General features: G+C 68.1%; 16 protein-coding genes and 1 pseudogene. 13 read left to right on the top strand and 4 right to left on the bottom strand.

The window, feature by feature from the left end; genetic code table 11:
* Positions 1-717 precede the first annotated feature (717 nt).
* The 8 genes from AC5FRV_RS07595 (at position 718) to lpdA (ending at position 11,967) form a co-directional block, all read left to right on the top strand.
* Positions 718-2,586 carry a dihydrolipoamide acetyltransferase family protein gene (locus AC5FRV_RS07595; RefSeq protein WP_493560497.1) on the top strand — a complete coding sequence of 623 codons (1,869 nt, stop codon included), beginning with the start codon at positions 718-720 and terminating at the stop codon, positions 2,584-2,586.
* 66 nt (positions 2,587-2,652) lie between these two features.
* Positions 2,653-5,202 carry a beta-mannosidase gene (locus AC5FRV_RS07590; RefSeq protein ID WP_493560496.1) on the top strand — a complete coding sequence of 850 codons (2,550 nt, stop codon included), beginning with the start codon at positions 2,653-2,655 and terminating at the stop codon, positions 5,200-5,202.
* Positions 5,203-5,305: 103 nt separating this feature from the next.
* Positions 5,306-6,070, top strand: a complete 765-nt coding sequence (locus AC5FRV_RS07585) for an ABC transporter ATP-binding protein (protein WP_493560495.1) — start codon at positions 5,306-5,308, stop codon at positions 6,068-6,070.
* On the top strand, positions 6,067-7,779 hold the full coding sequence (locus AC5FRV_RS07580; protein WP_493560494.1) for a hypothetical protein: 1,713 nt from the start codon (positions 6,067-6,069) through the stop codon (positions 7,777-7,779). Before AC5FRV_RS07585 ends, AC5FRV_RS07580 begins: the two co-directional genes overlap by 4 nt.
* Before the next feature lie 208 nt (positions 7,780-7,987).
* Entirely contained in the window at positions 7,988-8,797 is an 810-nt protein-coding gene (locus tag AC5FRV_RS07575) for a hypothetical protein (RefSeq protein WP_493560493.1), read from the top strand.
* A complete protein-coding gene (locus AC5FRV_RS07570) occupies positions 8,797-10,083 on the top strand; it encodes a hypothetical protein (protein WP_493560492.1) in 1,287 nt (428 codons plus the stop codon). The genes AC5FRV_RS07575 and AC5FRV_RS07570 overlap by 1 nt, the downstream gene beginning before the upstream one ends.
* Before the next feature lie 70 nt (positions 10,084-10,153).
* Complete coding sequence (locus AC5FRV_RS07565) at positions 10,154-10,453, top strand: ribbon-helix-helix domain-containing protein (RefSeq protein ID WP_493560491.1); 300 nt, start codon at positions 10,154-10,156, stop codon at positions 10,451-10,453.
* 83 nt (positions 10,454-10,536) lie between these two features.
* Positions 10,537-11,967 (top strand): dihydrolipoyl dehydrogenase, encoded by a 1,431-nt coding sequence (lpdA, locus tag AC5FRV_RS07560; protein ID WP_493560490.1) that lies wholly within the window; start codon positions 10,537-10,539, stop codon positions 11,965-11,967.
* Between the two features lie 27 nt (positions 11,968-11,994).
* Here lpdA and AC5FRV_RS07555 read toward each other — a convergent pair whose 3' ends face one another.
* The 4 genes and pseudogenes from AC5FRV_RS07555 to AC5FRV_RS07540 form a co-directional block, all read right to left on the bottom strand.
* On the bottom strand, positions 11,995-12,447 hold the full coding sequence (locus tag AC5FRV_RS07555) for an NUDIX domain-containing protein (protein ID WP_493560489.1): 453 nt from the start codon (positions 12,445-12,447) through the stop codon (positions 11,995-11,997).
* A 67-nt stretch (positions 12,448-12,514) separates the two neighbouring features.
* Complete coding sequence (locus AC5FRV_RS07550) at positions 12,515-13,504, bottom strand: formylglycine-generating enzyme family protein (protein WP_493560488.1); 990 nt, start codon at positions 13,502-13,504, stop codon at positions 12,515-12,517.
* A 598-nt stretch (positions 13,505-14,102) separates the two neighbouring features.
* Positions 14,103-15,812, bottom strand: coding sequence for a sulfatase family protein (locus tag AC5FRV_RS07545; RefSeq protein WP_493560487.1), 1,710 nt, complete (start codon positions 15,810-15,812; stop codon positions 14,103-14,105).
* Positions 15,813-16,191: 379 nt separating this feature from the next.
* Positions 16,192-17,430, bottom strand: a pseudogene (locus AC5FRV_RS07540) (RNA-guided endonuclease TnpB family protein).
* Between the two features lie 263 nt (positions 17,431-17,693).
* Here AC5FRV_RS07540 and AC5FRV_RS07535 point away from each other — a divergent pair.
* The 5 genes from AC5FRV_RS07535 (at position 17,694) to leuS (ending at position 23,330) form a co-directional block, all read left to right on the top strand.
* A complete protein-coding gene (locus tag AC5FRV_RS07535) occupies positions 17,694-18,257 on the top strand; it encodes a hypothetical protein (RefSeq protein ID WP_493560486.1) in 564 nt (187 codons plus the stop codon).
* 245 nt (positions 18,258-18,502) lie between these two features.
* Positions 18,503-19,321 carry a prephenate dehydratase gene (gene pheA, locus AC5FRV_RS07530; RefSeq protein WP_493560485.1) on the top strand — a complete coding sequence of 273 codons (819 nt, stop codon included), beginning with the start codon at positions 18,503-18,505 and terminating at the stop codon, positions 19,319-19,321.
* A 123-nt stretch (positions 19,322-19,444) separates the two neighbouring features.
* Positions 19,445-19,843, top strand: coding sequence for an Hsp20/alpha crystallin family protein (locus AC5FRV_RS07525; protein ID WP_493560484.1), 399 nt, complete (start codon positions 19,445-19,447; stop codon positions 19,841-19,843).
* A gap of 128 nt (positions 19,844-19,971) precedes the next feature.
* Positions 19,972-20,331: a DUF7344 domain-containing protein gene (locus tag AC5FRV_RS07520; protein ID WP_493560483.1), complete on the top strand. Its 360-nt coding sequence runs from the start codon at positions 19,972-19,974 to the stop codon at positions 20,329-20,331.
* A 53-nt stretch (positions 20,332-20,384) separates the two neighbouring features.
* Positions 20,385-23,330: a leucine--tRNA ligase gene (leuS, locus tag AC5FRV_RS07515; protein WP_493560482.1), complete on the top strand. Its 2,946-nt coding sequence runs from the start codon at positions 20,385-20,387 to the stop codon at positions 23,328-23,330.
* Positions 23,331-23,496 lie beyond the last annotated feature (166 nt).

Raw genomic sequence — 23,496 nt, 5'->3', positions numbered from 1 at the left:
CTGAAAGCCCTCGGCCAACTTTTCGGAGCTGCTGTCGATACCGCAAACAAGGGAAAGCCCTCGGTGCGCTCACCTCGCGCGGCTCGCTGTCGTTCGAGAGAGCGGAGCTCTCTCGTGATGACGAAAGGCGCGCAGCGCCTTTCGAACCACGCTCCTCGCTTCGCTCCGGTGCTTGCGTCGCCGTGCTTCGGCCAGCGCACCTCGCCCTTTCAATCCTCCAGGTCAGCACAGCCCCGCAACCCTGCCCTCCCCCTGGTCGCGCAGCCCTCACGTTCGTTCGGGCACGCGCTCCCGGCCAGACGGTTGCTGAGCGGTCAGGACGCGTGTCGCGCCGCCAGGCGCGACCGGGGAGGAGTGGTGGAGTCATCCGCGAGCGCGTGCCGGAGGCCGCGCGAGCAACGCGGTGCCTGGTGGACTGAAAGGGCGAGGCGTGGTCGACGAAGCACGGACCCACAAGCACTGGAACGGAGTGAAGCGCGCAGCGTGGTCCGCGCGAGTCGAACGCGCCGAGGGCTTTCGGGATGTTGTTGGCCCAGGTATCGACTCCAGAGAGCGGGCCGAGGGCTTTCGACGTTTTTGTGGCATCGTCGCCGACACCTAGAGAGTCGTTTCCATCAGCACTCGCCCACCAGCCACTAACAGCATTTCCCACCAATCAGAATCACCCCGCAGCCGTAGCTAGCAGTTTTTATCCGGCGGGGCACCGAGGTTCACGGCATGTTCGAGTTCAAGCTGCCGGACCTCGGCGAGGGCGTCGCCGAGGGAGAGATTCTGGCCTGGCACGTCACGCCGGGCGACGCCGTGGCCGAGGACGACGTACTCGCGGAGGTGGAGACGGACAAGGCCGCCGTCGACGTCCCCTCCCCGGTCGACGGGGTCGTCGAGGAACTGCGCTACGACGAGGGCGACGTCGTCGAGGTCGGCGAGGTCATCATCACCATAGGCGAGGACGGCGAGGGCGAGCGGAGCGAGCCCTCGGAACCGGCGAGCGGTGAAACCGCGAGCGGCGCGCAGGCCACCGAAGCCGACGAGAGCGAGACCACCGAATCGACGGCGAGCGGCGAGAGCGGTGGGGAGACGGCCACCGCCGAGACCGAGGTGACCGGCGACGCGGTCCAGAGCGCGAAGGGCGGGCGCGTGTTCGCACCGCCGAACGTCCGCCGACTCGCCCGGGAACTCGGCGTCGATATCACCACCGTCGCCGGCAGCGGGCCGAGCGGGCGCGTCTCGGAAGTTGATGTCCGCGCGGCCGCAGAAGCGGGCGAGCAGGAAGAGCCCGACGAACGAGAGGACGAGGCTGACGAGAGCGAGGACGACGGGACACAGCTCAAGTCCGCCGTCAGTCGCGTCGGCGAGGACGATGGCGACGAGACCGACGAAGACGCGGAGGAGGACAGCCAGCTCAAGTCGGCCGTACGCAGAGTCGGCGGCGACGAGTCCGACGACGCGGACGCCGAGGCTGCCGGTGGCGACCAGACCGAAGATCCGGCCGTCAGGTCCGCCGTGAAGAAGGTCGACGCCAGCGACGGCGACGCCGCACGGGACCAGACCCTCGCGACGCCGGCGACCCGCAAGGTGGCCCGGGAACTCGGCGTCGACGTCGATTCGGTTCCCACGGACGAGACGCGCGACGGCGAGGCGTACGTCACCGAGGAAGCGGTACGGTCCTACGCCGAGCGCCGCCACGCTGCCCTGGCCGGCCGTCCGGCGGAAGGAGCGGAGACGCCGGACGAGACCGCCGGCGACGCGAGCGTGAGCGACGCGGCGCGCGAGCAGCGACGCCAGGCGGTCGACGCAGAGAGTGCGACGGAGAGCCAGACGGAACGCGCGCCGGAAACGCCGCCGCAGCCGACCGACGAGCCGGCGGAGAAGGTCGTCGACGCCCCCCGACCCACCCGCCGGGAGCCCTACCGCGGCGTCCGCCGAACAATCGGCGAGCAGATGCAGCGCTCGCGCCGCGAGATTCCCCACGCGACCCACCATGACCTGGCCGAGGTGAGCGCACTGGTCGACGCCCGCGAGCGACTCAAGCCGCTGGCGGAGGAACGCGGCGTGAAGCTGACCTACCTCCCGTTCGTCCTGAAGTCCGTCGCCGCGGCGCTCCGGGAGCACCCGATCCTCAACACCGAACTCGACGAGGAGGCCGAGGAGATCGTCTACAAGGAGTACTACGATATCGGTGTCGCGACGGCGACGGACGCCGGACTGATGGTCCCCGTCGTCCGCGACGTCGACGACAAGCGCATCCTGGAGGTCGCCGCGGAGGTGAACGACCTCGTCGAGCGGGCCCGCGAACGCTCCATCGAGCGCGCGGAGATGCAGGACGGCACCTTCACCGTCACCAACTTCGGCGCCATCGGCGGCGAGTTCGCCGACCCCATCATCAACGCACCCCAGACTGCCATTCTCGGCATCGGCGCGCTGAAAGAGCGAGCAGTGGCAGAAGACGGCGAGGTCGTCGCGAAACAGACCCTCCCGCTCTCGCTGGCCATCGACCACCGCGTCGTCGACGGCGCCGACGCCGCGCGGTTCGTCAACACCGTCAAGGAGTACCTCTCGGACCCGACGCTGCTGTTGTTGGAGTGAGTCGGCGAGGCGGGCCAGAAGCACGCCCCGATATCGTTTTACCCCCGCGAGAACCACGCCAACAACGTGCGTAGTAAATCACTGAACGGCACCTGGGAGTTCCGCCGGGTCGGCGACGACCGGTGGCTCGACGGCGCGGTCCCCGGCGGCGTCTACACCGACCTGCGCGACGCGGGCGAGATCCCCGACCCGTTCTACGGGGACAACGAACTCGACGTCCAGTGGGTCGGCGAGTCCGACTGGGAGTACCGCCGGACGGTCGACGTCGGGGCGGACCTCCTCGACCACGAACGCGTCCTGCTGCGGTGTGACGGCCTGGACACGGTGGCGACGGTCCTCGTCAACGGCGAGGAGGTGGGGAGCTCGGTCAACATGCACGTCGGCCACGCGTTCGACGTCGCCGACGCGCTCGTCGCTGGCGAGAACGAGGTGGTCGTCCGCTTCCGCTCGCCCGTCGAGTACGGCGTCGAGCAGGCTGAGGAATATCCCTACGAGGTGCCCTGCACGCGCTACCCCGTCGACCAGCCCGGGCGGCCGTTCGTCCGGAAGGCGCAGTGCCACTTCGGCTGGGACTGGGGCCCCTGCCTGCCGACGATGGGCATCTACCGCGACGTCTCGCTCGAAGCGTACTCCAGCCCGCGGATCCAGTACGTCAAGACCGAGCAGGACCACGGCGGCGATGGCGATGGCATCGACCTGACCGTTCGCGTGGGAATCGACGCGCCCCGCGCCGGCGAGTACGAGCTCGCTGCGACCCTCCCGAACGCCGACGCCGCAGCCGAGGTGACCGCGCCGGTCTCCCTGGCAGCCGGCCAACAGGAACTCGAACTCACCGTCCCCGTCGCGGCGTACGACCTGTGGTGGCCCAGCGGCCTGGGCGACCAGCCGCTGTACGACCTCGAAGTCGAGATTACCGACGAGGATGGCGGAGTCAGCCACGCCCACACCGACCGGATCGGCTTTCGCGAGATCGAACTCGTCGTCGAACCCGACGCGGCGGGGACCGCCTTCTATTTCGAGGTCAACGGTGAGCCGGTGTTCGCGAAGGGGGCAAACACCGTCCCGGTGTCGCCCTTCTACGGCGACGTCACAGAGGAGCGCTACGAGCACCTGGTCCGCAGCGCAGCCGACGCGAACATGAACATGCTCCGGGTCTGGGGCGGCGGGTACTACGAGGACGAGGCGTTCTACGACCTGTGTGACGAGTACGGGCTCCTCGTCTGGCAGGACTTCATGTTCTCGTGTTCGCTCCACCCCGCCGACGAGGACTTCCTCGACAGCGTCGAGGCCGAGGTCCGCCACCAGGTCCGCCGGCTGGCCAGCCATCCCTCGCTCGCCCTGTGGTGCGGGAACAACGAGAACGAGGTGGCCCTGTACGAGTGGTTCGCCGACCACGAGCACCACGCCGACCACGTCGCAGATTACGAGAAACTGTACGAGGGAACGGTCGGCCCGACCTGCCGCGAGGAGGACCCCTCGCGGACGTACTGGCCCGGGTCGCCCTCCAGCGGTCCGGGAACCGACGACCCGGACGTCTTCGGGTCCGGCGACGTCCACTACTGGGACGTCTGGCACGCCGGCGAACCCTTCGAGGACTACCTCGCCACCGAACCCCGGTTCGTCTCCGAGTTCGGCTACCAGTCGTTCCCGTCGACGGACGCGCTGCGGACCGTCATCGAGGAGGAAGATTTCAACCCGACCTCCCCCATGATGGAGCACCACCAGCGCAACCCCGGCGGGAACACCACGATCCTCACCCGGATGGCCGAGCAGTTTCGGCTCCCCTTCGACTTCACCGACTTCGTCTACCTCTCGCAGGTCCAGCAGGGACTGGCGATGCAGACTGCCATCGAGCACTGGCGCCGGCGCAAGCCCGAGACCATGGGCACGCTGTACTGGCAACTCAACGTCCTCTGGCCCGTCGCCTCCTGGGCCTCCATCGAGTACGACGGCAAGTGGAAGGCCCAGCAGTACATGGCCCGCCGGCAGTACGCGCCCGTGCTGGTCTCCTTCGACCCGGGATTCGAGGGCGCCAGCGGTGCGGAGAACGCCCAGGCCGAGGACCCCGACGCGACGGAGTGGGGCGACGTCCAGTCCCAGACGCTGTGGATCACCAGCGACGTGCCCGAACCGCTGGACGGACAGGTCGACCTGGCAGTCGTCCACCTCACGGACGGCCGACTCGTCCACGAGGAGGCGGTCGAACTCGACCTCGGTCCGAACGCCAGCGAGGAACTGGCGACCGTCGACCGCGCCGACCTCCCCGACGGCGTGGACGTCAACGAGGTCATGGTGCGCGCAACCTACAGCGGGCCGGAGGAGTCCTACCCCGCCACCGCCTTCTTCGAGGACTACAAGGCCCTCGACCTGCCCGATCCCGAGCTATCGGTCGAAATCGACGGCGCCGACGTCACCGTCGCCAGCGACCGGGCCGCGCTGTTCGTCGAACTCGACGTCGGCACGCTGTCGGGCGCCTTCTCGGACGACTTCTTCCACCTCGCACCGGGCGAGGAGCGGACGGTGACGTTCGACTCCTACGACGGAAAGCGCGAGGCCGTGGTCGAAGCTGCGATCGAGGACGAACTGGAGGTACGGCACCTCCGCGGGACGTACTAGCTCGACGTCAGGGTTCGAACCCCCGCGACGACACCGACCACTTCGTTCATTCCGACCCCCCGGATCCCCAAGATTTTCAGTCGGGTTATCCGACGGTCCGTACGTGACAGAGCCCTCCACTGCCATCCTCGCGGATGGCCTCACGAAGCGATACGGTTCGACGACGGCCGTCGACGACCTCGACCTGGCCGTCGAGTCGGGCGTCGTCTACGGCTTCCTCGGACCGAACGGCGCCGGGAAGACCACGACGATGCGCATGCTCACCGGCCTCGTCGAACCGACCGGCGGCGCGGCCAGCGTCGGCGGCACGCCCTGCACGAACCGGCGGGATCTCGTCGACAGGGTCGGCCTGCTCCCGGAGAAACCGCCGCTGTACGACGAGCTGACCGGGCGCGAACAGTTGCAGTTCGCCGCCGACCTCCGGAACGTCCGCTGGGAGACCGTCTCCGACCGAGCGCTGGAGCTGTGCGAGGCGCTGGACCTTGCCGAAGACCTGGACCGCCGGATAGAGGGGTACTCGAAGGGAATGGCCCAGAAGACGGCGTTCGTCCAGGCCGTCCAGCACGACCCCGCCGTCGTCTTCCTCGACGAACCGACCTCCGGGCTGGACCCGCGAGCGGCCAGGACGCTCCGTTCGCAGATCCTCGACATCGCGGCGAGCGACGCGACGGTGTTCCTCTCGACCCACATTCTCCCCGTCGTCGAGGAGATCGCCGACGAGGTGGGCGTACTCCACGACGGCCACCTCGTCGCCGAGGGCGCCCCCGACGAACTCACCGCCGCCGCACAGGGCGGTGCCAACGACGCCGACCTGGAGGACGCCTTCCTCGAACTGACGAACGAACCGGACGCGGCGCTGGGCCGATGAGCGACGGCCCGGCCGACGGACGGGGATCGGGCGGACGGTCGACGGGCGGTCGGCCGACGGACGGTCAGCCGACCGACGGTCGCCCGGGCTCGCGGCCCGCGACGTGGCGGTCGCGGATCCGGAACGACGTCCGCGACGCCCGCGTGCTCGCCCGGACCGAACTGCGCTGTCGGGTGCGAGACGTCCGCGGGAGTGCGCGGAAACTCCTCTCGGTCGCCTTCATGGCCTTCGCGTTCGGCGTCTTCTTCCCCCTCGTGCTGTGGGGCGTGGCGACCGGGTTCGGACGGGCGCTGGCGAGCGGAAGCCCGCCGCTCGGAACCGCGGGCGTCGCCTTCGGCGGTATCGCCGTCCTCGGCCTGTACGTCGGTGGTGCCAGCGGGTTCAACCAGGAGGCCGCCGGAGCCGTCGGCCCGCTCGTCAGGACCTCGATCTCGCCGACGGCGATGTCGCTGGGACGCCTCGGGAGCGAGTCGATCCAGGCGACGGCGGTCGGCGTACCGACGGCGGTCGCGTTACTCCTCGAAGTGGCGGTCGGTGCGAGGGGACCGATAGCCCCTGCCCTGCTCGCCGTCGCGTCGCTGCCGGTGTTCCTCGCCGCGCTCGCCGCCGGTCGCCTCCTCGGCGACGCGATCCGACACGCGAGCGAGGTCCTCCGGGTGTCGCTGTGGACGAAGGTACTGGTCTTCCTCGCCGTCACGGTCGTCGGGTACGTCGGCAGCTACCGGTTCGTCTACGCCGGGCTGGACGAGACCGGTGGACTCGCAGGGGCCCTCCCACCGGCGTTCCTCCCCGGAGAGCCGCTCCAGGCCTACGCCGGCGTGGCCTTCGCCCCGCTCGGTGCGGACCCGCGACCGCTCGGGGGTCTCGTCGCCGTTCTCCTGCTCGCCGCCGTCCCGCTCGGCTTCGCCGCCGCGGTGCGGTGGGAGACCCACTTGCTCCTGCGTGAGTCGCCGGGCGACGAGGAGCAGACCAGCGGGAGCCGCGGCGTGCCGTGGCCGTTCACCGCAACCCCCTCGGCGAGGGTAGCCTGGCGGTACCTGCTGCGCACCCGTCGGGACCCACGGATGCTCGCCCACCTCGGGCCGCTGCTGTTCGGGATGCTCGGCATGGGCGCGAGCGTCTTCCGGGACCCCGGGTCGCTGCTCACCGTCGGTCCGCCGGCGGCCACCATCGCCGGCGCGACGGTGGCCGGCGCCGCGTACTGCATGAACCCGCTGGGCGACGACCGCGACCAGTTGCCGCTGCTGCTCACTAACACCCGGTCAGTCGCGGTGTTGCTCCGTGGCCGAGTGCTGGCCGGCCTGGTCCTCGGACTCCTCCTCGCCGTCGGGGTGGGAACGCCGCTGAGTATCGCCTCCACGTCGGTGGTCTCGACGCTCGCCCTCGCCGGCTTCGCCGTCGTCCTCTCGCTGGCCGGCGCCGGGACGGCGCTCGGAATCGGCGCCGTCCTCCCGCGGTTCGAGCGCCGCGAGTACATGAGCGTCGAACGGGCCCACCCCTCGACGATCGCCCTGATCTGCTACCTGTTCGGCGGGCTGTTCGTCGGCGGAATCGGCGTCTTCATGGTCGCCTGGAGCGTCGACGCGCACTCGCTCCTCCTGCCTGCCATCGCCTGGACGGTCTACCTTGCCGTCCTCGCACTCTTCGGTGGCGGCGGCTACGTCGCCGCCGTCCGGAAGTTCGACCGGTTGACGCTGGACGAGACGTAGGCGGAACGCGAGGTGGGACGGGGTCGAATCAGTCTCGCATCACACTCCGACGGTCCCCTTTCGAGCGCCGGGCGCCAGTACGACCCCACGGACGACGTACGGATCGCCGGGACGACTGCAACGACGGACGACCCGTCGAGGACCCGCCAACCGAATCCGAGACCCACAAAACCTTTCAGATCGGTTCTCACACGTTGGATCGACACAGATGGTCCCCCACACGCGACGACGCTTCCTCCACGTAGCGGCCGCTGCGGCGGGCGGGTTCGCCGGCTGCAGCCAGTTCGCCGAGGACTCGGCCCAGTCCACGCGGACGGCGACCGAAGGCACCAGACCGGACCCGTCGGCGAGCAACACGGCGACGGACCCGCCGACGCTGCTGGTTCGCGCCGACACGGCGTGGCCGCCCGTTCGCCTCGACGACCCCGACCGGGAGAGTCCCGAGACGCCCGAGCGCGACCACATCTCGGGTCGGATCACGAACGAAGTGATCGGTAGTCAGTCGCGGGCCGATCAGCTCACCGTGACCGACGGCGTCACCGCGGGCGGGGTCGGCGAACGCGAAGAGACCGACGTGAACGGAAACGGCGGGGCCGACGCCGCCGAGGCGGTGTCGGCGTTCGTCGCGGAGACCGACTTCGACAGCGAGACGATCTACCTCCAGAGCACGCGCGTCCGCGAGTGCTTCCGGTTGCAACTCTGCCACGTGTCCTGGCAGTCCGACTCCGTCGACACCGACTACACCCAGCAGCTCCGCCCGTACGACGAGCGCTGCGAGGCCGACACACACGTCTACGACTCGCGGCTCATCCGACTCCCCGTCGCCCTCGACGAGGAGTCGGTCAACTCGTACAGCACTGGCATCGGCGGCAGCGGCCGCTGTGACCCCAACGGACGGGCTCGCGCCGAGGTGTCGAGCGGCGACGGCGAAATCACCGAGACTGCGCCAGCGACCACGGGAACCGCTACGGCGACCACCGAGACACCTCACCAGACCACCAGCGGGGGTGAGCTGTAATGGGAGACGGATCCCCCACGCGGCGCGGCTTCCTGGCCGCCGCCGGAACGACGCTGCTGGCGGGCTGCGGGAGTCTGGATCAGCTGGACGGGGGCGACCCGGAGACCGTCTACGCACACGAACTCCCCCAGGCCGCCGAGGACGGCGAGGCGGAACCGATACTGGTCGAGGACGTTCCCGCCGATATCGAACGAACCGCGCTGGACGACAGACGCGGGCGCGTGACCGAACTGCTCGATACGCTCCCGATGGCGTTCGGCCCGGCGGACGTCCCGAACGGCCACGTCCGGGAGCGACTCGTCGGCGCGGCCGAGGACGCGACGAAGTACGTCGACGACGCCCGGACGGCGAAGACCCGGCTCTCGGCGCTCCAGTCGCTCCGGGAGGCTCGTTGTGAAGCGCGCTACGCCGCCGCCGGCTGGGCGTTCGTCGCGGACGACCTGACAGCGGAGGAGGTGCAGGCCGACCACGAGGCGGCCGTCGACGAGGCCGAATCGCTGGAATCAGAGCACGAGTACGCCGGAACGGACCCGGTCGACGCCGCGTTGGTCCACGCCCGCATCGAGCGGAACCTCCGGCTCGTGCTGGACGACGAGCCCCCGTCGATTTACGCGCGGAAGAGTCCGCTACTGACCGTCGCCGAGTGGGGCGAGCACGCGGAGTCGGCGCGGGCTCGCGTCGACGACAGTGAGTACCTCTACGATCGGTTCACGTCGTCGCTGCCCGACGACGCCGGAACGGTCGAGGAGACGCTCGACGCAGCGGCGGAATCGGTCGCCGCCGACCTCCGGGAGCGTCGTGACGAACTGCCTCCCGAGCCGACCGAGGACGACTACGACCTCGTCGACCGGCTGCGGTACCGCCTGCGAGACGAGGCCGAGGAGAGCCCGGAGCGCGTCACCGAGGCGCAGGGCCCGGCCAGCGCCGTGCTGGCCGCGACCGAGGGACTCGTCGAGGTTGGGGCGTTCGGCCGGTTCCAGGAGCGGGTCGACGACGGCGAGACGTTCGGCGCCGAGGAGACGGCGGACGTGCACGAGGGCCGCAACGAGGCGCTCGACGCCATCCGGACGGCGCTGTCGGAGAGCCCGCGACCGGCGCTCGCTCGCCCGGTCCTCGCGGACGCGGCGATGACCGTCGCCTGGGCCGACGAGTCGCTCGGCCGGTTCAGCGGCGAGGTGGGACTCAGGCGCCTCGACGACGCGATGGAGCGGTACACGACGGCGACGCTGCGGGCCAGGAGCGTCCCGGACGCCGTCGAGCAGGTCGTCGACGCGCTGGGCGGGTAGCCGGAGTCACAGACTGTTGTGGAGGCGTTTCGTACGGAGATTTATGTAGGCGTAGTACCATCGTATTACCATGGAGTACGCGAGCGTGAGCGTCAAGTTCCCGGTCGAACTCGACGCCGAGATCGAGCGATTTCTCGACGAAACGGGACTCTACACCAACAAGAGCGAGTTCATCAAGGAGGCCTGTCGATCACGTCTGCAGGAGCTCAACGACGACACGGCGATCACGGCCCTTCGACTGGAACAGCTACTGGCCCGGGCCGAGCAGAACCGCCAATCGAGAGCTGAGATCGAATCTGAACTCGCGGCACTCGGCGAGAAGGTCGATCCGGACGCCCTCGAACGGGCGGTCGAAGAGGCTGGTCAGTAACGGTCGAGAGACGGTACCTCGATTGATTGCCATCCTCGATACCACCCACTTTTCACGTCGCCGGCCGACCCCAACAGTAGAAAATGGTCGTCGGAGACGTCACTACCGGAACGGAGGTACTGGTCGTGGGCGGCGGACCTGGGGGCTACGTCGCCGCCATCCGCGCCGCCCAGCTCGGGCTCGACACGACGCTGGTCGAGAAGGACGCCTACGGGGGCACCTGCCTGAACTACGGCTGTATTCCCTCGAAGGCGCTCATCTCGGCGACCGACGTGGCCCACCGCGCCGGCGACGCCGAGCACATGGGCGTGTTCGCCAACCCCGCCGTCGACGTCGAGGCGATGATGGGGTGGAAGGACGGCGTCGTCACGCGCCTGACCCGCGGCGTCGAGTCGCTCTGTGAGAACGCCGGCGTCGAACTGGTCGACGGCGTCGCCACCTTCACCGGAGAGAACGAGGCTCGCGTCGCCCACTCGGGCGAGGGCCAGGGCTCCGAGACAATCGCCTTCGAGCACGCCATCGTCGCGACGGGGAGCAAGCCCGTCACGGTCCCCGGCTTCGAGTTCGACGGCGAGCGCATTCTCTCCTCGCGGGACGCGCTCGCGCTGGAGTCGGTGCCCGAGAGCCTGCTCGTCGTCGGCGCGGGCTACATCGGGATGGAACTGTCGACGGTGTACCAGAAGCTGGGCTGTGACGTCACCGTCGTCGAGATGCTCGACGAGGCGCTGCCGGGCTACGACCAGGACGTGACGGATATCGTTCGCGGGCGCGCGGAAGACGTCGGCGTGGACTTCTACTTCGGCGAGGCCGCCAGTAGCTGGGAGGAACGGGAGGACGCCGACGGCATCCGCGTGGCGACGGAGAACGAGGAAGGAGCAGTCGAGGAGTTCAACGCCGACAGGGCCCTCGTCGCCGTGGGCCGCCAGGCCGTCACCGAGGACCTCGGCCTGGACGCGCTCGGCGTCGAGACCGACGAGAACGGCTTTATCTCCACCGACGACCAGGCCCGGACCGAGCAGGACCACGTCTTCGCCGTCGGCGACGTCGCCGGCGAGCCGATGCTCGCCCACCTCGCCTCGAAAGAGGGAGAAGTCGCCGCCGAGGTCATCGCCGGCGAGCCGTCGGCCCTGGACTACCAGGCCGTCCCCGCAGCGGTCTTCACCGACCCCGAGATCGGCACCGTCGGGATGACCGCCGAGGATGCCGAGGAGGCGGGCTTCGACCCCGTCGTCGGCCAGATGCCGATGCGAGCCAGCGGGCGTGCGCTCACCCTCGACGAGAAGGAGGGGTTCGTGAAGGTCGTCGCCGACGCGGAGAGCGAGTTCGTCCTCGGGGCCCAGATCGTCGCCCCCGAGGCCTCGGAACTGATCGCCGAGGTCGGCCTGGCCATCGAGATGGGCGCGACGCTGGAGGACATGGCGGCGACCATCCACACCCACCCGACGCTCTCCGAGGCGGTCCACGAGGCTGCGATGGCCGCACGCGGCGAGGCGATCCACACGGCGAACCGCTGAGTTCTCTCGATACCTTCGACCAACCGGTCAACACCATCGTTCGACGACGGGCGCCAGTTCCGACGGCAGCGAGAGGGCGCTCACCTCGTCGGCTGGCACCCACCGCGCGTCGACGATCGGTTCGACGTCCGGATTCTCGTCCGTCGTGAGGTCGCCTCTCGGAGCGGTACAGCGGAACACCGTCGCGACGTGGGCGCCTACCGAGGACTCGAAGGCGAAGGCGTCGACCGGGTCGCCGACGGTCACGTCCAGGCCGGTCTCCTCGTGGACTTCCCGGGCCGTCGCCTCGCGTGGCGATTCACCCGCCTCGACGCCGCCACCTGGCAGGATCCACAGCCGTTCTCCCGCCATCTCGACGGCGACGAAGAGGTACTCGTCGTCGCGCTCGACCAGCGCCCGGGCGGCTGGACGCGGAAACGGCCACGAGAGGACCCCCTCCAGCACTCGCTGGCTCGCGGCGGACAGGACGTTCGTGAGCATGCCGGAACGGCGCAGCGGAGACGAAAAGACGTTTCGCCGTCCCGTCGCCGCCGTCAGCCAGATCGGGTTACGCCGCGTCGACGACACAGCGGAAGCCGATGTTCCCGGTCGACGCGTCGGGCTCGTTCTTCGACCGCGCTGCCAGTCGGTAGCGGTTGCACCACGACTCGTGACAGAGATAGGACCCACCCCGCATCACGCGCTCGTCGCCGTCTGGCGGTCCAGTGGGATTGTCCGGGTCGTAGGCGTCGCTGGCGTGGTAATCGGGGCTGAACCAGTCGGCACACCACTCCCAGACGTTGCCGCAGACGTTCGAGAGGCCGAAGTCGTTCGGCTCGAAGGCGTCGACCGGTGCGGTGCCGAGATAGCCGTCTGCGCCCGTGTTCTGCTCGGGAAAGGTACCCTGCCAGACGTTGCAGCGGTGCTCGTCGTCTGGGACGAGTTCGTCGCCCCAGGGATACCGCCGGTCGTCGTGCCCGCCGCGGGCGGCGTACTCCCACTCGGCCTCGGTGGGGAGGCGCTTGCCCGCCCAGTCGGCGTACGCCCGCGCGTCGCGCCAGGAGACGTGCGTCACGGGGTGTTTCAGCAGATCGTCCTCGACGACGTGGGAGTCTGGGCCCGTCGGCCGGAACCAGTTCGCGCCCGCGACGACGCACCACCACTCCGTGCCCGGAACGCGCTGGCGAACGGCGCTCTCCTCGTCGACGAACTCGTGGAAGACGAACGACCAGCCGTACCGCTCGGCGTCGGTGGTGTAGCCGGTGTCTTCGACGAACTTCAGGAACTGGGCGTTGGTGACGGCGAATTTGTCGATGTAGAATGGATCCACGGTGACTGAGCGCTCGGGCCCCTCTCCGTCCTCCGGGTAGCCCACGTCGTCGTCGGTGCCCATGCTGAACGTGCCGCCGTCGAGTCGGACCATCCCGCTCGTCCGGTCGTCGCCTTCGGTGGCGGATGGTGTTCTGTGGGATTCGTGAATGGTGGACGCATCCGCGTCGGTCGAGGCGCCGACCGATCCGTTGGACGGCGCACAGCAGGCCCGCTCGTCCTCTGCCATACTTGATGATTGGTTGCTTGGAGAGTAAGTGCTTGGGGAGAGGACGGATTCGGTAAAGATGACGGATCTAATACTTCGAGATCTCTCGCTTCAACGCAGAGAATCGGCAGAGACAATACGAACAAAGGAAAGCCCTCGGCCCGCTGAACTCGCGCGGACCACACTGCGCTCCTCGTTGCACTGCGGTGCTTGTGGGTCCGTGCTTCGTTCACCGCGCCTCGCCCTTTCATCCACCAGGACCAGCCTTGCTCGCGCACGGAGGCGCTCGCGATTAACTCCGCCAACCCTCCCCGGATTCGCGGCGTCCGCCGCGAATCACGCATCCTGGCCGCTCGGCAACCGCCCGGCGGTCGGCCGGGAGCGCGTTTCATCGCGCGACCAGGGGAAGGGCAGGGCTGCTGTGCCTGGAGGAATGAAAGGGCGAGGCGGGCTCCGGGAACCCGGGCGCAGTAAGCACCGCAACGGAGTGAGGAGCGCAGCAAGCCCCGGGACCGGAGCGCGCCGAGGGCTTTCTGGGTGTTTGCCGTATCGTCGTCGGCTCTCGATAGCGGGCCAGGGACTTTCGGTGTCCCATTTCCGCCTCCTGGGACAGTTCGAACTACTCCGAAACGCGCACCGTCACCTCGTTCACATCGCTCTCGGCGTAGCCGTACCGAATTGCCTTCGCACGAATCGTCGTCTCGCCCTCGGAGAGACGAATCGGCCCGGTGTACAGTTCCCACTGGACCTCGCTTCCCTCACCGTCGTCCACGACGTATCCAACAGAAGCCCCCTGCGTCGCGCAGTACAGCGAGAGGGTCGCGGGCCCGTCCAGTTCCACCTCACCGTCGACCACCTCGCGTTCCCGGTTCCCGGGCGCGTTCGGGACGAACCGGGGCGTCGCGGTCGTGGGCTGGTCGTCTCCCTCGTATCGCTCGTGGACCATCTGCGACTCGGCGACGTCCCCCACGTCGTCCACGCGCTCGCGCCACTCGTCCAGTGCGTCACGGAGCCTGTCCAGCACGTCGGCGTGGGCGGGATTACCAACCAGATTCTCGGTCTCGTGAGGATCGTTCGCCAGGTCGTACAGCTCTTCGGCGGGCCGATTTTCCGCGAACCAGGACTGGGCACCCGTCAGGTCGCCCGCGGCGTCCCGTTCCAGTAATTCTTGCATCACCGGATGGCGATTCCGGTAGGGGATCCACTGTCGGTAGGGACGGCCGGGCTGGTAGTGGCGGACGTACCGGTAGCGCTCACCGCGGACCGACCGCACCATGTCGTAGGACTCGTCGTAGCGGTCCCGGGTCGAGACGACGTACTGGCGGGGCTCGCCCGCGTCTCCGTTCGCGTCGTCGTCAGTATCGAAGAACGGCCGGCCGTCGCAGTACTGGGGGACGTCGAGCCCACAGGCCGCGAGCATCGTCGGGCCGAGGTCGACCAGGCTCACCAGGCGGTCGTCGACGTCGCCGTCGTCGACTTGCCCGGGCCAGCGGACGACGAGCGGGACGTTCGTCCCCGAGTCGTACGGCCAGCGCTTGGCGCGGGGCAAGCCCTCGCCGTGGTCGCTCCAGAGGACGACGATGGTGTTCTCGGCGAGGCCGTCGGCTTCCAGGCGGCCGAGGATCTCACCGACCCACTCGTCGGAGCGAGCGACGTTGTCGTACTGACGAGCGATGGCGGTTCTCGTCGTTTCGGTGTCGGGCAGGTACGGGGGGACCTCGACCGCGTCGGGGTCCGTGTCGGGGTCCTCGACCGCCCCGCCGAACTGGTCGTCGGTGCCGGGTTCGGTGGGGTCCCACTGGCCGCTCTCGTGGGTGACGCCGTTCGTGAAGACGGCGAAGAATGGCTGGTCGGGGTCGCGGGCGTCGTCCCACCAGCCCGGACCCGACCCGGGGCTGTCGGTCCGCGAACGCGACTGCGTGGCGCCGCGCTGGCGGTCCCACATCGTGAACGGTGCGCCGAACTGGTAGTCGGTCTTCGCGTCGAGGGTGCAGTAGTAGCCCGCGCGCCGGAAGTACTCGGTAATCCCGGTGACGTAGTGGGGCGGGACGGCGTCGTACGGCGTCGGCAGCTCCGGCGCGGCGTCGTTCGTGTGGGTCGTCCGCATGTGGTGGGTGCCGATGGCGTTCTGGTGGCAGCCCGTGAAGACGGCGGAGCGACTCGGCGCACACACCGGCGCCGTCGAGAAGGCGTTCGGGTAGCGCCGTCCCTCGGCGGCGAGTCCGTCGACGTTCGGTGTCCGGGCGAGGTCGTCGCCGAAACAACCCAGACGGGGAGAGGTGTCCTCCATCGCGAGCCAGACGACGCTGGGGCGATCCGGGTCTGTCATGTCGTGACAATCGCGCGACCGTTCCAAAAGCGTTGGCCGGTCGCCGTCAACCGACGGCCACTCGGGAGTTGGTCCTCCGATACCTTCGCGGCCGCGTCGCTTGGCAGCGACCTGTCGGACGAGTTATTCCCAGTCGGCCGTCGATAGGTACAACTTACGTACCAGTTGCATTTGAATACAGCCAGATAGCTGCGTGTCAGCGGCCGTTTTCGAACGTGATGCGGCGATTATCTCCGATTGTTGGGTCCGGCGGGAAAAGCATATGTAGCGGGTCACGAAACGGCCGGCAGACTCACCGGACTTGACATCCATCACCTGCCTGAAGGCAGGGGAATCCCTGACACGGGGGGCCCGGCCTGCTGAACCGACCGGCGCAGTTTCAGCCCCACTCCGCGAGCGTCGTCTGTGCGGGTCTCGCACTCGGCTCGCGGCGGGCTGTGGCACTGTCAACGGTGCTCCCATCCCGTGGCGAGTCATCGCGCTCCGATTTCCAGGGAACGCTCTCTCCCCACGGGTCGACGCGACCGGCGATGTTTGCGGCCGCGTTGATATCTGCTTGGTACTCCGTGACCCAACACGCCGCGTTCGTACACGTGAACGCCGCTTGCGATTCACGACGGCCGATATGTCCGCACGCGTGGCACGTCTGGCTCGTGTAGCGTGGATTCACGAATTCGACTGGGATACCCGCTTCGAGGGCCTTGTCCTCGATGCGGTCGGTAAGCCGGGCGAACGCCCACGCGTGCAAGCGCCTGTTCATGTACGTACCGTAATCCAGGTTCTCACGGATGGACGAGAGATCCTCGAGGACGATGACAGGGTCGTCGAAGGACGCGGCGTAGTCGACGGCTTCGCGCGACGCCTTTTCCACGATATCCGTCAGCGCGTTCTGATAGTAGTCGAATCGGTCGTCTACTCGCCACTCGGCGGCGTCGCGTTCTTGCAGGCGCTTCAGCGTGGTGTACATCTCTTTGCGGAGTGCTCGCGCACGACCGCCGTCGTAGATGTACGGTTGGGTCGGAGTGCCGTCCTGACAGGCACAGCCCGTCAGCAGTTTGGACTCGCCTATATCGAACCCGATCCGAGTCGGGTCGTCTGTCGGTTCCGGGTCGACGACGTCGTACTCGACGGTGACGTGCAGCACCCAGGTCGTCCGGTGCTGCTGGAGTCAAAACTCGCCGACTGTCACGTCGTCGGTGAACAGGTCGAACCAGAGCGATTCCTGCTCGGGGTTGATCCGAAGCGGAATCCAGAACGCATTGCCACGTCCAGCCTGGGGAACGCGCCAGCAGAACTCGTGCGTTCGCTCGCTGGAGTGGTCGATTCGGAAACCCCGGTTCGTGAAGCGGACCGGGTGATCGTCCCCAATCTCCGCCGCATCGTACGTTCGGGAGAGTTGTGGGACGTAGCTCTTGAGCGCGTCCTTGGCGTAGGACGTGAGCGTGTACGGCGTGACAACGTCGTTGACCGCCAACTGCGTATCCGCACCACTCTCGAAGGCGTCCTCGAGAGCACGGCGGTAGGTCGCCACAGTCCGTTCGAGACGCCGCTCTTTGTGCGCCGTTGGCGGCGCAAGCGTGGCCTCGAGCGTTTTCGTGGCGGTAGTTTCGGCGACCATCCAACACCAGAATGTACGGTCCAAAGGCGTAAAAATAACATGATGCTATCAAACATATATTCGAGAGATTCGAATCGAAGTCGACGACGGACAGTACGATCGACGAAAGGATGTGAAAGACGCGCACGGTTTGACCTGGCGTGGTCTCTTGGTCAGCGGAGCGAAGGGGTTGGATTCCAGCGGACCGTTACACGAGGAGTGAGCGATCATGCGACGCGCTTCCTCCACGCCCTCAAGGACGTGGTATCTGCGCTGTGGTCTCTATGAGCACGGAGCAGTCACCGGACGACGTCCGCAGTTCGACCATCGTGAGTCGGTCGCCCGGCCTGGCCTACGAGCGGATGCGCGAGGGGCGACGGACGCACTTCGCCCAGCCGCTGGCCGACAAACTCCGCGTCGAGGGAGCGCTCCTCGTCGCGATGGCGGCCGCGCTCGCGCTGGCACTCGGTGTCAGTGGCGGCGCAGCTGGAACCGCCTCGACTCGACTTCTCACCCTGGGCACCGCTGGCGGCGCGCTGGTCGCGGCGGGGGCGACGGTACACGCCGCGGTCGGAACGTGCCGCCTCCAGTGTGAACCGCTGACCGAACGCCAGGCGCTGGCCCTAGTCACGGTCGAGGATGCCGCCTCGTACCTCGGCATCGCCACTGGTGGCCTGGTCGTCGCGGCGACGGTCGCGGCCGCCCTCGTCGGGCTGGTCACCGGGTGGTCGCCGGCGACTGCGACGTCGTCGGTCACCGGGGCTGTCGCGGCCGGCGCGATGGTCGCCGCGATGGTGGTGCTCGCGACGGGGCGGTTCTTCGAAGGGCGATTTCCTCGGCGTGGGTAGGGAGCGGCGTCCGAAGGACGGCGCTCCGGAAGCCGAGCGGGAGCGGAGCGGTCACGGAGTGACCGCGCTTGCTCGAACGGAGAGTGAAACGACCCGTGAGAGCGGAGCGACACGCGAGGAAAGGGAGCGGTGCCCGGAGGGCAGCGCTCCAGTATTACGAACGGGGAGTGGAACGACCCGTGAGCAGGGAGAGCGAACACTGTCAGACCGCGATTCTTTTCACGGCCACCGCAGTATCGGGAGGCATGACGACGCTCACGCTGGGGCCCGCAGGGACCTACTCCCACCGGGCCGCCCAGGCCGTGGCCGACGGGGACGACATCGAGTTCCTCGAGTCGGTCACCGCCATCGTCGAGGCGGTCGCCGACGGCGACGCCGACCGCGGGGTCGTCGCCGTGGAGAACAGCATCGAGGGGTCGGTGACGGAGTCACTCGACGCCTTCGCCGAGTACGACGTCGCGGTGGTCCAGGAGATCATCACCCCCATCCGCCACGCGCTGCTGGCCCAGGACGAGGAGTTCGACACCGTCGCCAGCCACGCCCAGGCGCTGGCCCAGTGCCGGGGCTTCCTGGAGGAGCACTACCCCGACGCCAACCTCGAGGCGGTGGCCTCGACGGCTCGCGGCGTCCAGCGCGCACGCGAGGACGCCTCCTTCGCCGCCATCGGCCACCCGGCCAACGCGGCCGACGCCGCGGAACTCCAGGTGCTGGCCGAGGACATCCAGGACCAGTCCTCCAACGCGACCCGGTTCCTCGTCGTCGCGCCCGCCGAGGAACGCTCCGACGCGGGGTCGAAGTCCTCCTTCATCGTCTACCCCGACGTCGACTACCCCGGCCTGCTGCTGGAACTGCTGGAACCGTTCGCCGACCGGGACGTCAACTTCACCCGCGTCGAGTCCCGCCCCAGCGGCGAGCGCCTGGGCGACTACGTCTTCCACATGGACGTCGCCGCCGGCCTCTACGAGGAGCGCACCCAGGAGGCGCTGGCCGACGTCGAGGACATCGCCGAGAAGGGCTGGGTCCGACGGCTCGGCTCGTACGACTCCGAGACGGTGCTGTACTGAGCCGTCCGGAGCGAACCGTCCGGAGCGAACCGTCCGGAGCGATCCGCTCCAGCGCGGGACGGTTCGACCAGTTCTGACACCCGAATTATAAGAGAGGCGGCGTCCAACCCCCGGCGTAGAACGATGGCAAAGGACCCACTCGACGAGATAGAGCGCGTGTTCGGTCTGCTGAGCCAGCAGTTCGGGACGGAACTGGCCGGCGTCCCGACGGACCTGATCGACGAGGGCGACGCCTACGTCGTCCGCGCCGACCTGCCCGGCTACCGACCCGACGACGTCGACGTCTCGCTGCCGGACGCGCGGACGCTCCGGATCACCGCGAGCCGAACGGGAGACCAGGCGGAGGGCCGGTACGTCAGGCGCGAGCGCCGCCAGCACACCGCCGACCGGACCGTCTCCCTCCCCGAGCCCGTCGTGGGGGCGGACGCGAGAGCGAACTACGACGCGGGCGTGTTGACCGTCCGCCTCGCGAAGCCCCGGGACGACGGCGACGACGACGAGACCGACATCCCGGTGAACTGATCAGCGGGGGAACGGGACGGTTATGTACCGCATACTCGCGGCGCCGTCCGTGCTTCGGCCGGACCGCAGTCGGCCCTAGGCAGGCTAGGTACCATATTCTTATTCTGTGAACAATTAAAGAGATAGTAATGACGCCTCCGGCCAACGACAGCGGGCTCGCGGACGGTCCGTTCCGCTCGAAACAGTTCACGCCCGCGGAGTTAGACGAACTCTTCGACGTGCTGGCCGACGCCCGGCGGCGCTGTACGCTGCAATCGCTGAGCGACGCGGGCGGAACGGCGTCGTTCGACGAACTCGTCGGCGACGTCGCACGCCAGACCGTGGCCCGACCGATCGGTCGGGAGCAGCGCCGCGAGATCGCGACGACGCTGTACCACGTCCACCTCCCCAAACTGGCGTCGGCCGGCCTCGTCGCCGACTTCGACCCGGACGGCGAGGTCGCACTCGCCGAGCAGGTAGACGACGTCCCCCACTCGCTATTCGAGTGATCGCCTGTCGCGGTATGGTAGCCCTTTTAGTCGCGGCTGGGTAACTGGGCGACATGGATTACGAGCCCCAGGAACTCGAATCGAAGTGGCGTGAGCGGTGGGCCGACTCGGGGCAATACGCTGCCGATCCGGACCCAGATAGCGAGGACGACCCGACGTTCATCACCGTCCCCTATCCCTACCCCAGCGGCGGGATGCACATCGGCCACGCCCGCACTTACACCGTTCCCGACGTGTACGCCCGCTACCGGCGACTGCAGGGCGACAACGTCCTCTTCCCCATCGCCTGGCACGTCACCGGCACGCCGATCATCGGCGCCGTCGAGCGCCTGAAGAAGGGCGAGGAGGACCAGCTGTCGGTCCTGCGGGACACCTACCACGTCCCAGAGGACGAACTCCAGGACCTGGAGACGCCGATGGGCTTCGCCCGCTACTTCGTCGAGAACCACTACAAGGCGGGGATGAAGCAACTGGGGCTCTCCATCGACTGGCGCCGGGAGTTCACCACCAACGACGAGCGCTACTCCAAGTTCATCACCTGGCAGTACGAGACGCTCCGCGAGCGCGGGCTGATGGACCGCGGGCTCCACCCCGTCAAGTACTGCACCAACGAGGAGCAACCGGTCACCACCCACGACCTGCTGGAAGGCGAGGAAGCGGAGTTTCAGGAGTACACCCTGATTCGCTTCGAAACCGAAATCGAGGGCGACGACGGCCAGGCCCACGACGTCGTCGCGCCGATGGCGACCCTGCGACCCGAGACGGTCCAGGGGGTCACGAACGCCTACGTCAACCCGGAGGCGACCTACGTCCGGGCCGACGTCGATGGCGAGGAGTGGCTGATTTCGGAGGCGGCGGCCGAGAAGTTCCGCCTGCAGGAACGCGACGTCGAGGTCCACGAGAGCTTGCCCGGCAGCGACGTCGTCGGCTCGCGAGTGACGAACCCCATCACCGGCGACGACGTGCTGGTGCTGCCCGCGGGTTTCGTCGACGCCGACAACGCGACGGGCGTCGTCATGTCCGTCCCGGCCCACTCGCCGGACGACTACGTCGCGCTGCAGGAGGCCAAAGCCGACGACGAGCGCATGCGCGAGTACGGCATCGACCCCGCGGAGGTCGAAGCCATCGAACCGGTTCCGATCCTCACCATCGAGGGCTACGGCGAGATTCCGGCGAAAGACGCCGTCGAATCGGCGGGCATCGACTCGTCGGACGACCCCGGACTCCACGACGTGACGAACGACCTCTACCAGGACGAGTTCCACTCGGGGAAACTGAACGACGAGTACGGCGAGTTTGCCGGCGAGGTCGTCGAGGAGGTCCGCGAGGCCTACCGCGAGCACCACCGGGACTCGGGCGCCTTCGACACGATGCAGGAGTTCTCGGAGGAGGTGATCTGTCGCTGCGGCGGCGACGTCGAGGTGGCCAAACAGGACACCTGGTTCCTGCGCTACGACGACGCGGAGTGGAAGCAGAAGGCCCACGACGCCGTCGCCCAGCTGGAGGCCATCCCGGAGAACACCCGCGAGCAGTACGACCACACCATCGACTGGCTCAACGAGTGGCCCGCCATCCGGAACTACGGGCTGGGCACCCGGCTCCCGTGGGACGAGGACTTCGTCATCGAGCCCCTCTCGGACTCGACCATCTACATGGCGTACTACACCATCGCCCACCGGCTGCAGGAGATTCCGCCGGACCACCTGGACCGGGAGTTCTTCGACGCCCTGTTCTACGGTCCCGACGCCGTGGACGAGCCCGACCAGCGCGCGCTGGACCTGCGCGAGGAGTGGGACTACTGGTACCCCGTCTCCGTCCGGTGTTCCGCCAACGACCTCATCAGCAACCACCTGACGTTCTTTCTCTTCCACCACGCGGAGCTGTTCGACCCCGACAACTGGCCGGAGGGCATCACCGTCATGGGGATGGGCCTGCTGGAAGGCGAGAAGATGTCCTCCTCGAAGGGCCACGTCGTCCTCCCCGGCGAGGCCATCGAGCGCTTCGGCGCGGACACCGTCCGGTTCTTCCTGTTGAACTCCTCGGAGCCCTGGCAGGACTACGACTGGCGGGCCGACCGCGTCGGCGACACGCGCGACCAGTTAGACCGGTTCTGGAACCGGGCCCAGGAGGTCATCGACTACGGCGTCGAGGACGTCGTCGACGTCACCGTCGACCTGGAGATGGAGGAGACGGAAGTTAGCTCTACTGCGGACGGCGAAATCCCCGACCTGCCCCACATCGACCGCTGGCTCCTCTCCAAACTCCAGGAGACCGTCCGGACCTGCACCGACGCGATGGAGCGCTTCGAGACCCGGACCGCCAGCCAGACCGCCTTCTACGGCTTCGAGGAGCACCTCAAGTGGTACCGACGGCGTGCCGACCTCGACCGACCGGGCGCGAAGTGGACGCTGCGCCAGGTGCTCGACGCCCGCCTGCGCCTGCTCTCCCCGTTCATCCCGTTCCTGACCAACGAACTGTACGAGCAGCTGAACGACGAGCCCGTCGAGGAGGCCGCCTGGCCCGAACCCGACCCCGCCTTCGAGTCGGACGCCATCGAGGTCCAGGAGCGCCTCGTCGAGACGGTCACCGACGACGTCCACGACATCGTCGACGTCACCGACACCGACCCCGACGTCGTCCGCCTCTACGTCGCCGCCGACTGGAAGCGGACCGTCTTCGACGCGGTCCGGGAGACCGGCCCCGACGTCGGCGCGGTGATGGGCAAAGTGATGCAGAACGAAGAGCTGCGTGAGAAGGGTAACGACGTCAACGACCTCGTTCAGGACCTGGTCGAACTGGTCCGCGAGCGCGACGACGAGACGCTGGACGCCCTGGCGGACGTTGACGAACAGTCCGTGTACGCGGACGCCCGCCGCTTCCTCGAAACCGAGTTCGACGCCGACGTCGCGGTGTACGCAGAGGACGGGGAGGACGTCGAAGACCCGGGCGGGAAAGCCAGCAATGCGATTCCGTTCCGCCCCGCGGTGCATCTGGAGTAATCGGTTTTTGGGTGAGATCTTCTTTCTCGGTGTTGGGTCTTCTCACTCGGCAGGAGCTACCGTTCAGTACAGGTGAACGAGTAAGTGATTGGTGAGGTCAATATTACGGCTGTAATCACGATGACCAACAACTCGAAAGCCCTCGGCGCGCTCTCTGGAGACGGCA

Source organism: Halomicrobium sp. HArcel3, from assembly GCF_058933135.1.
Note: the sequence above shows the minus strand (reverse complement) of the source record. Positions and strands in the feature narration are given on the sequence as shown.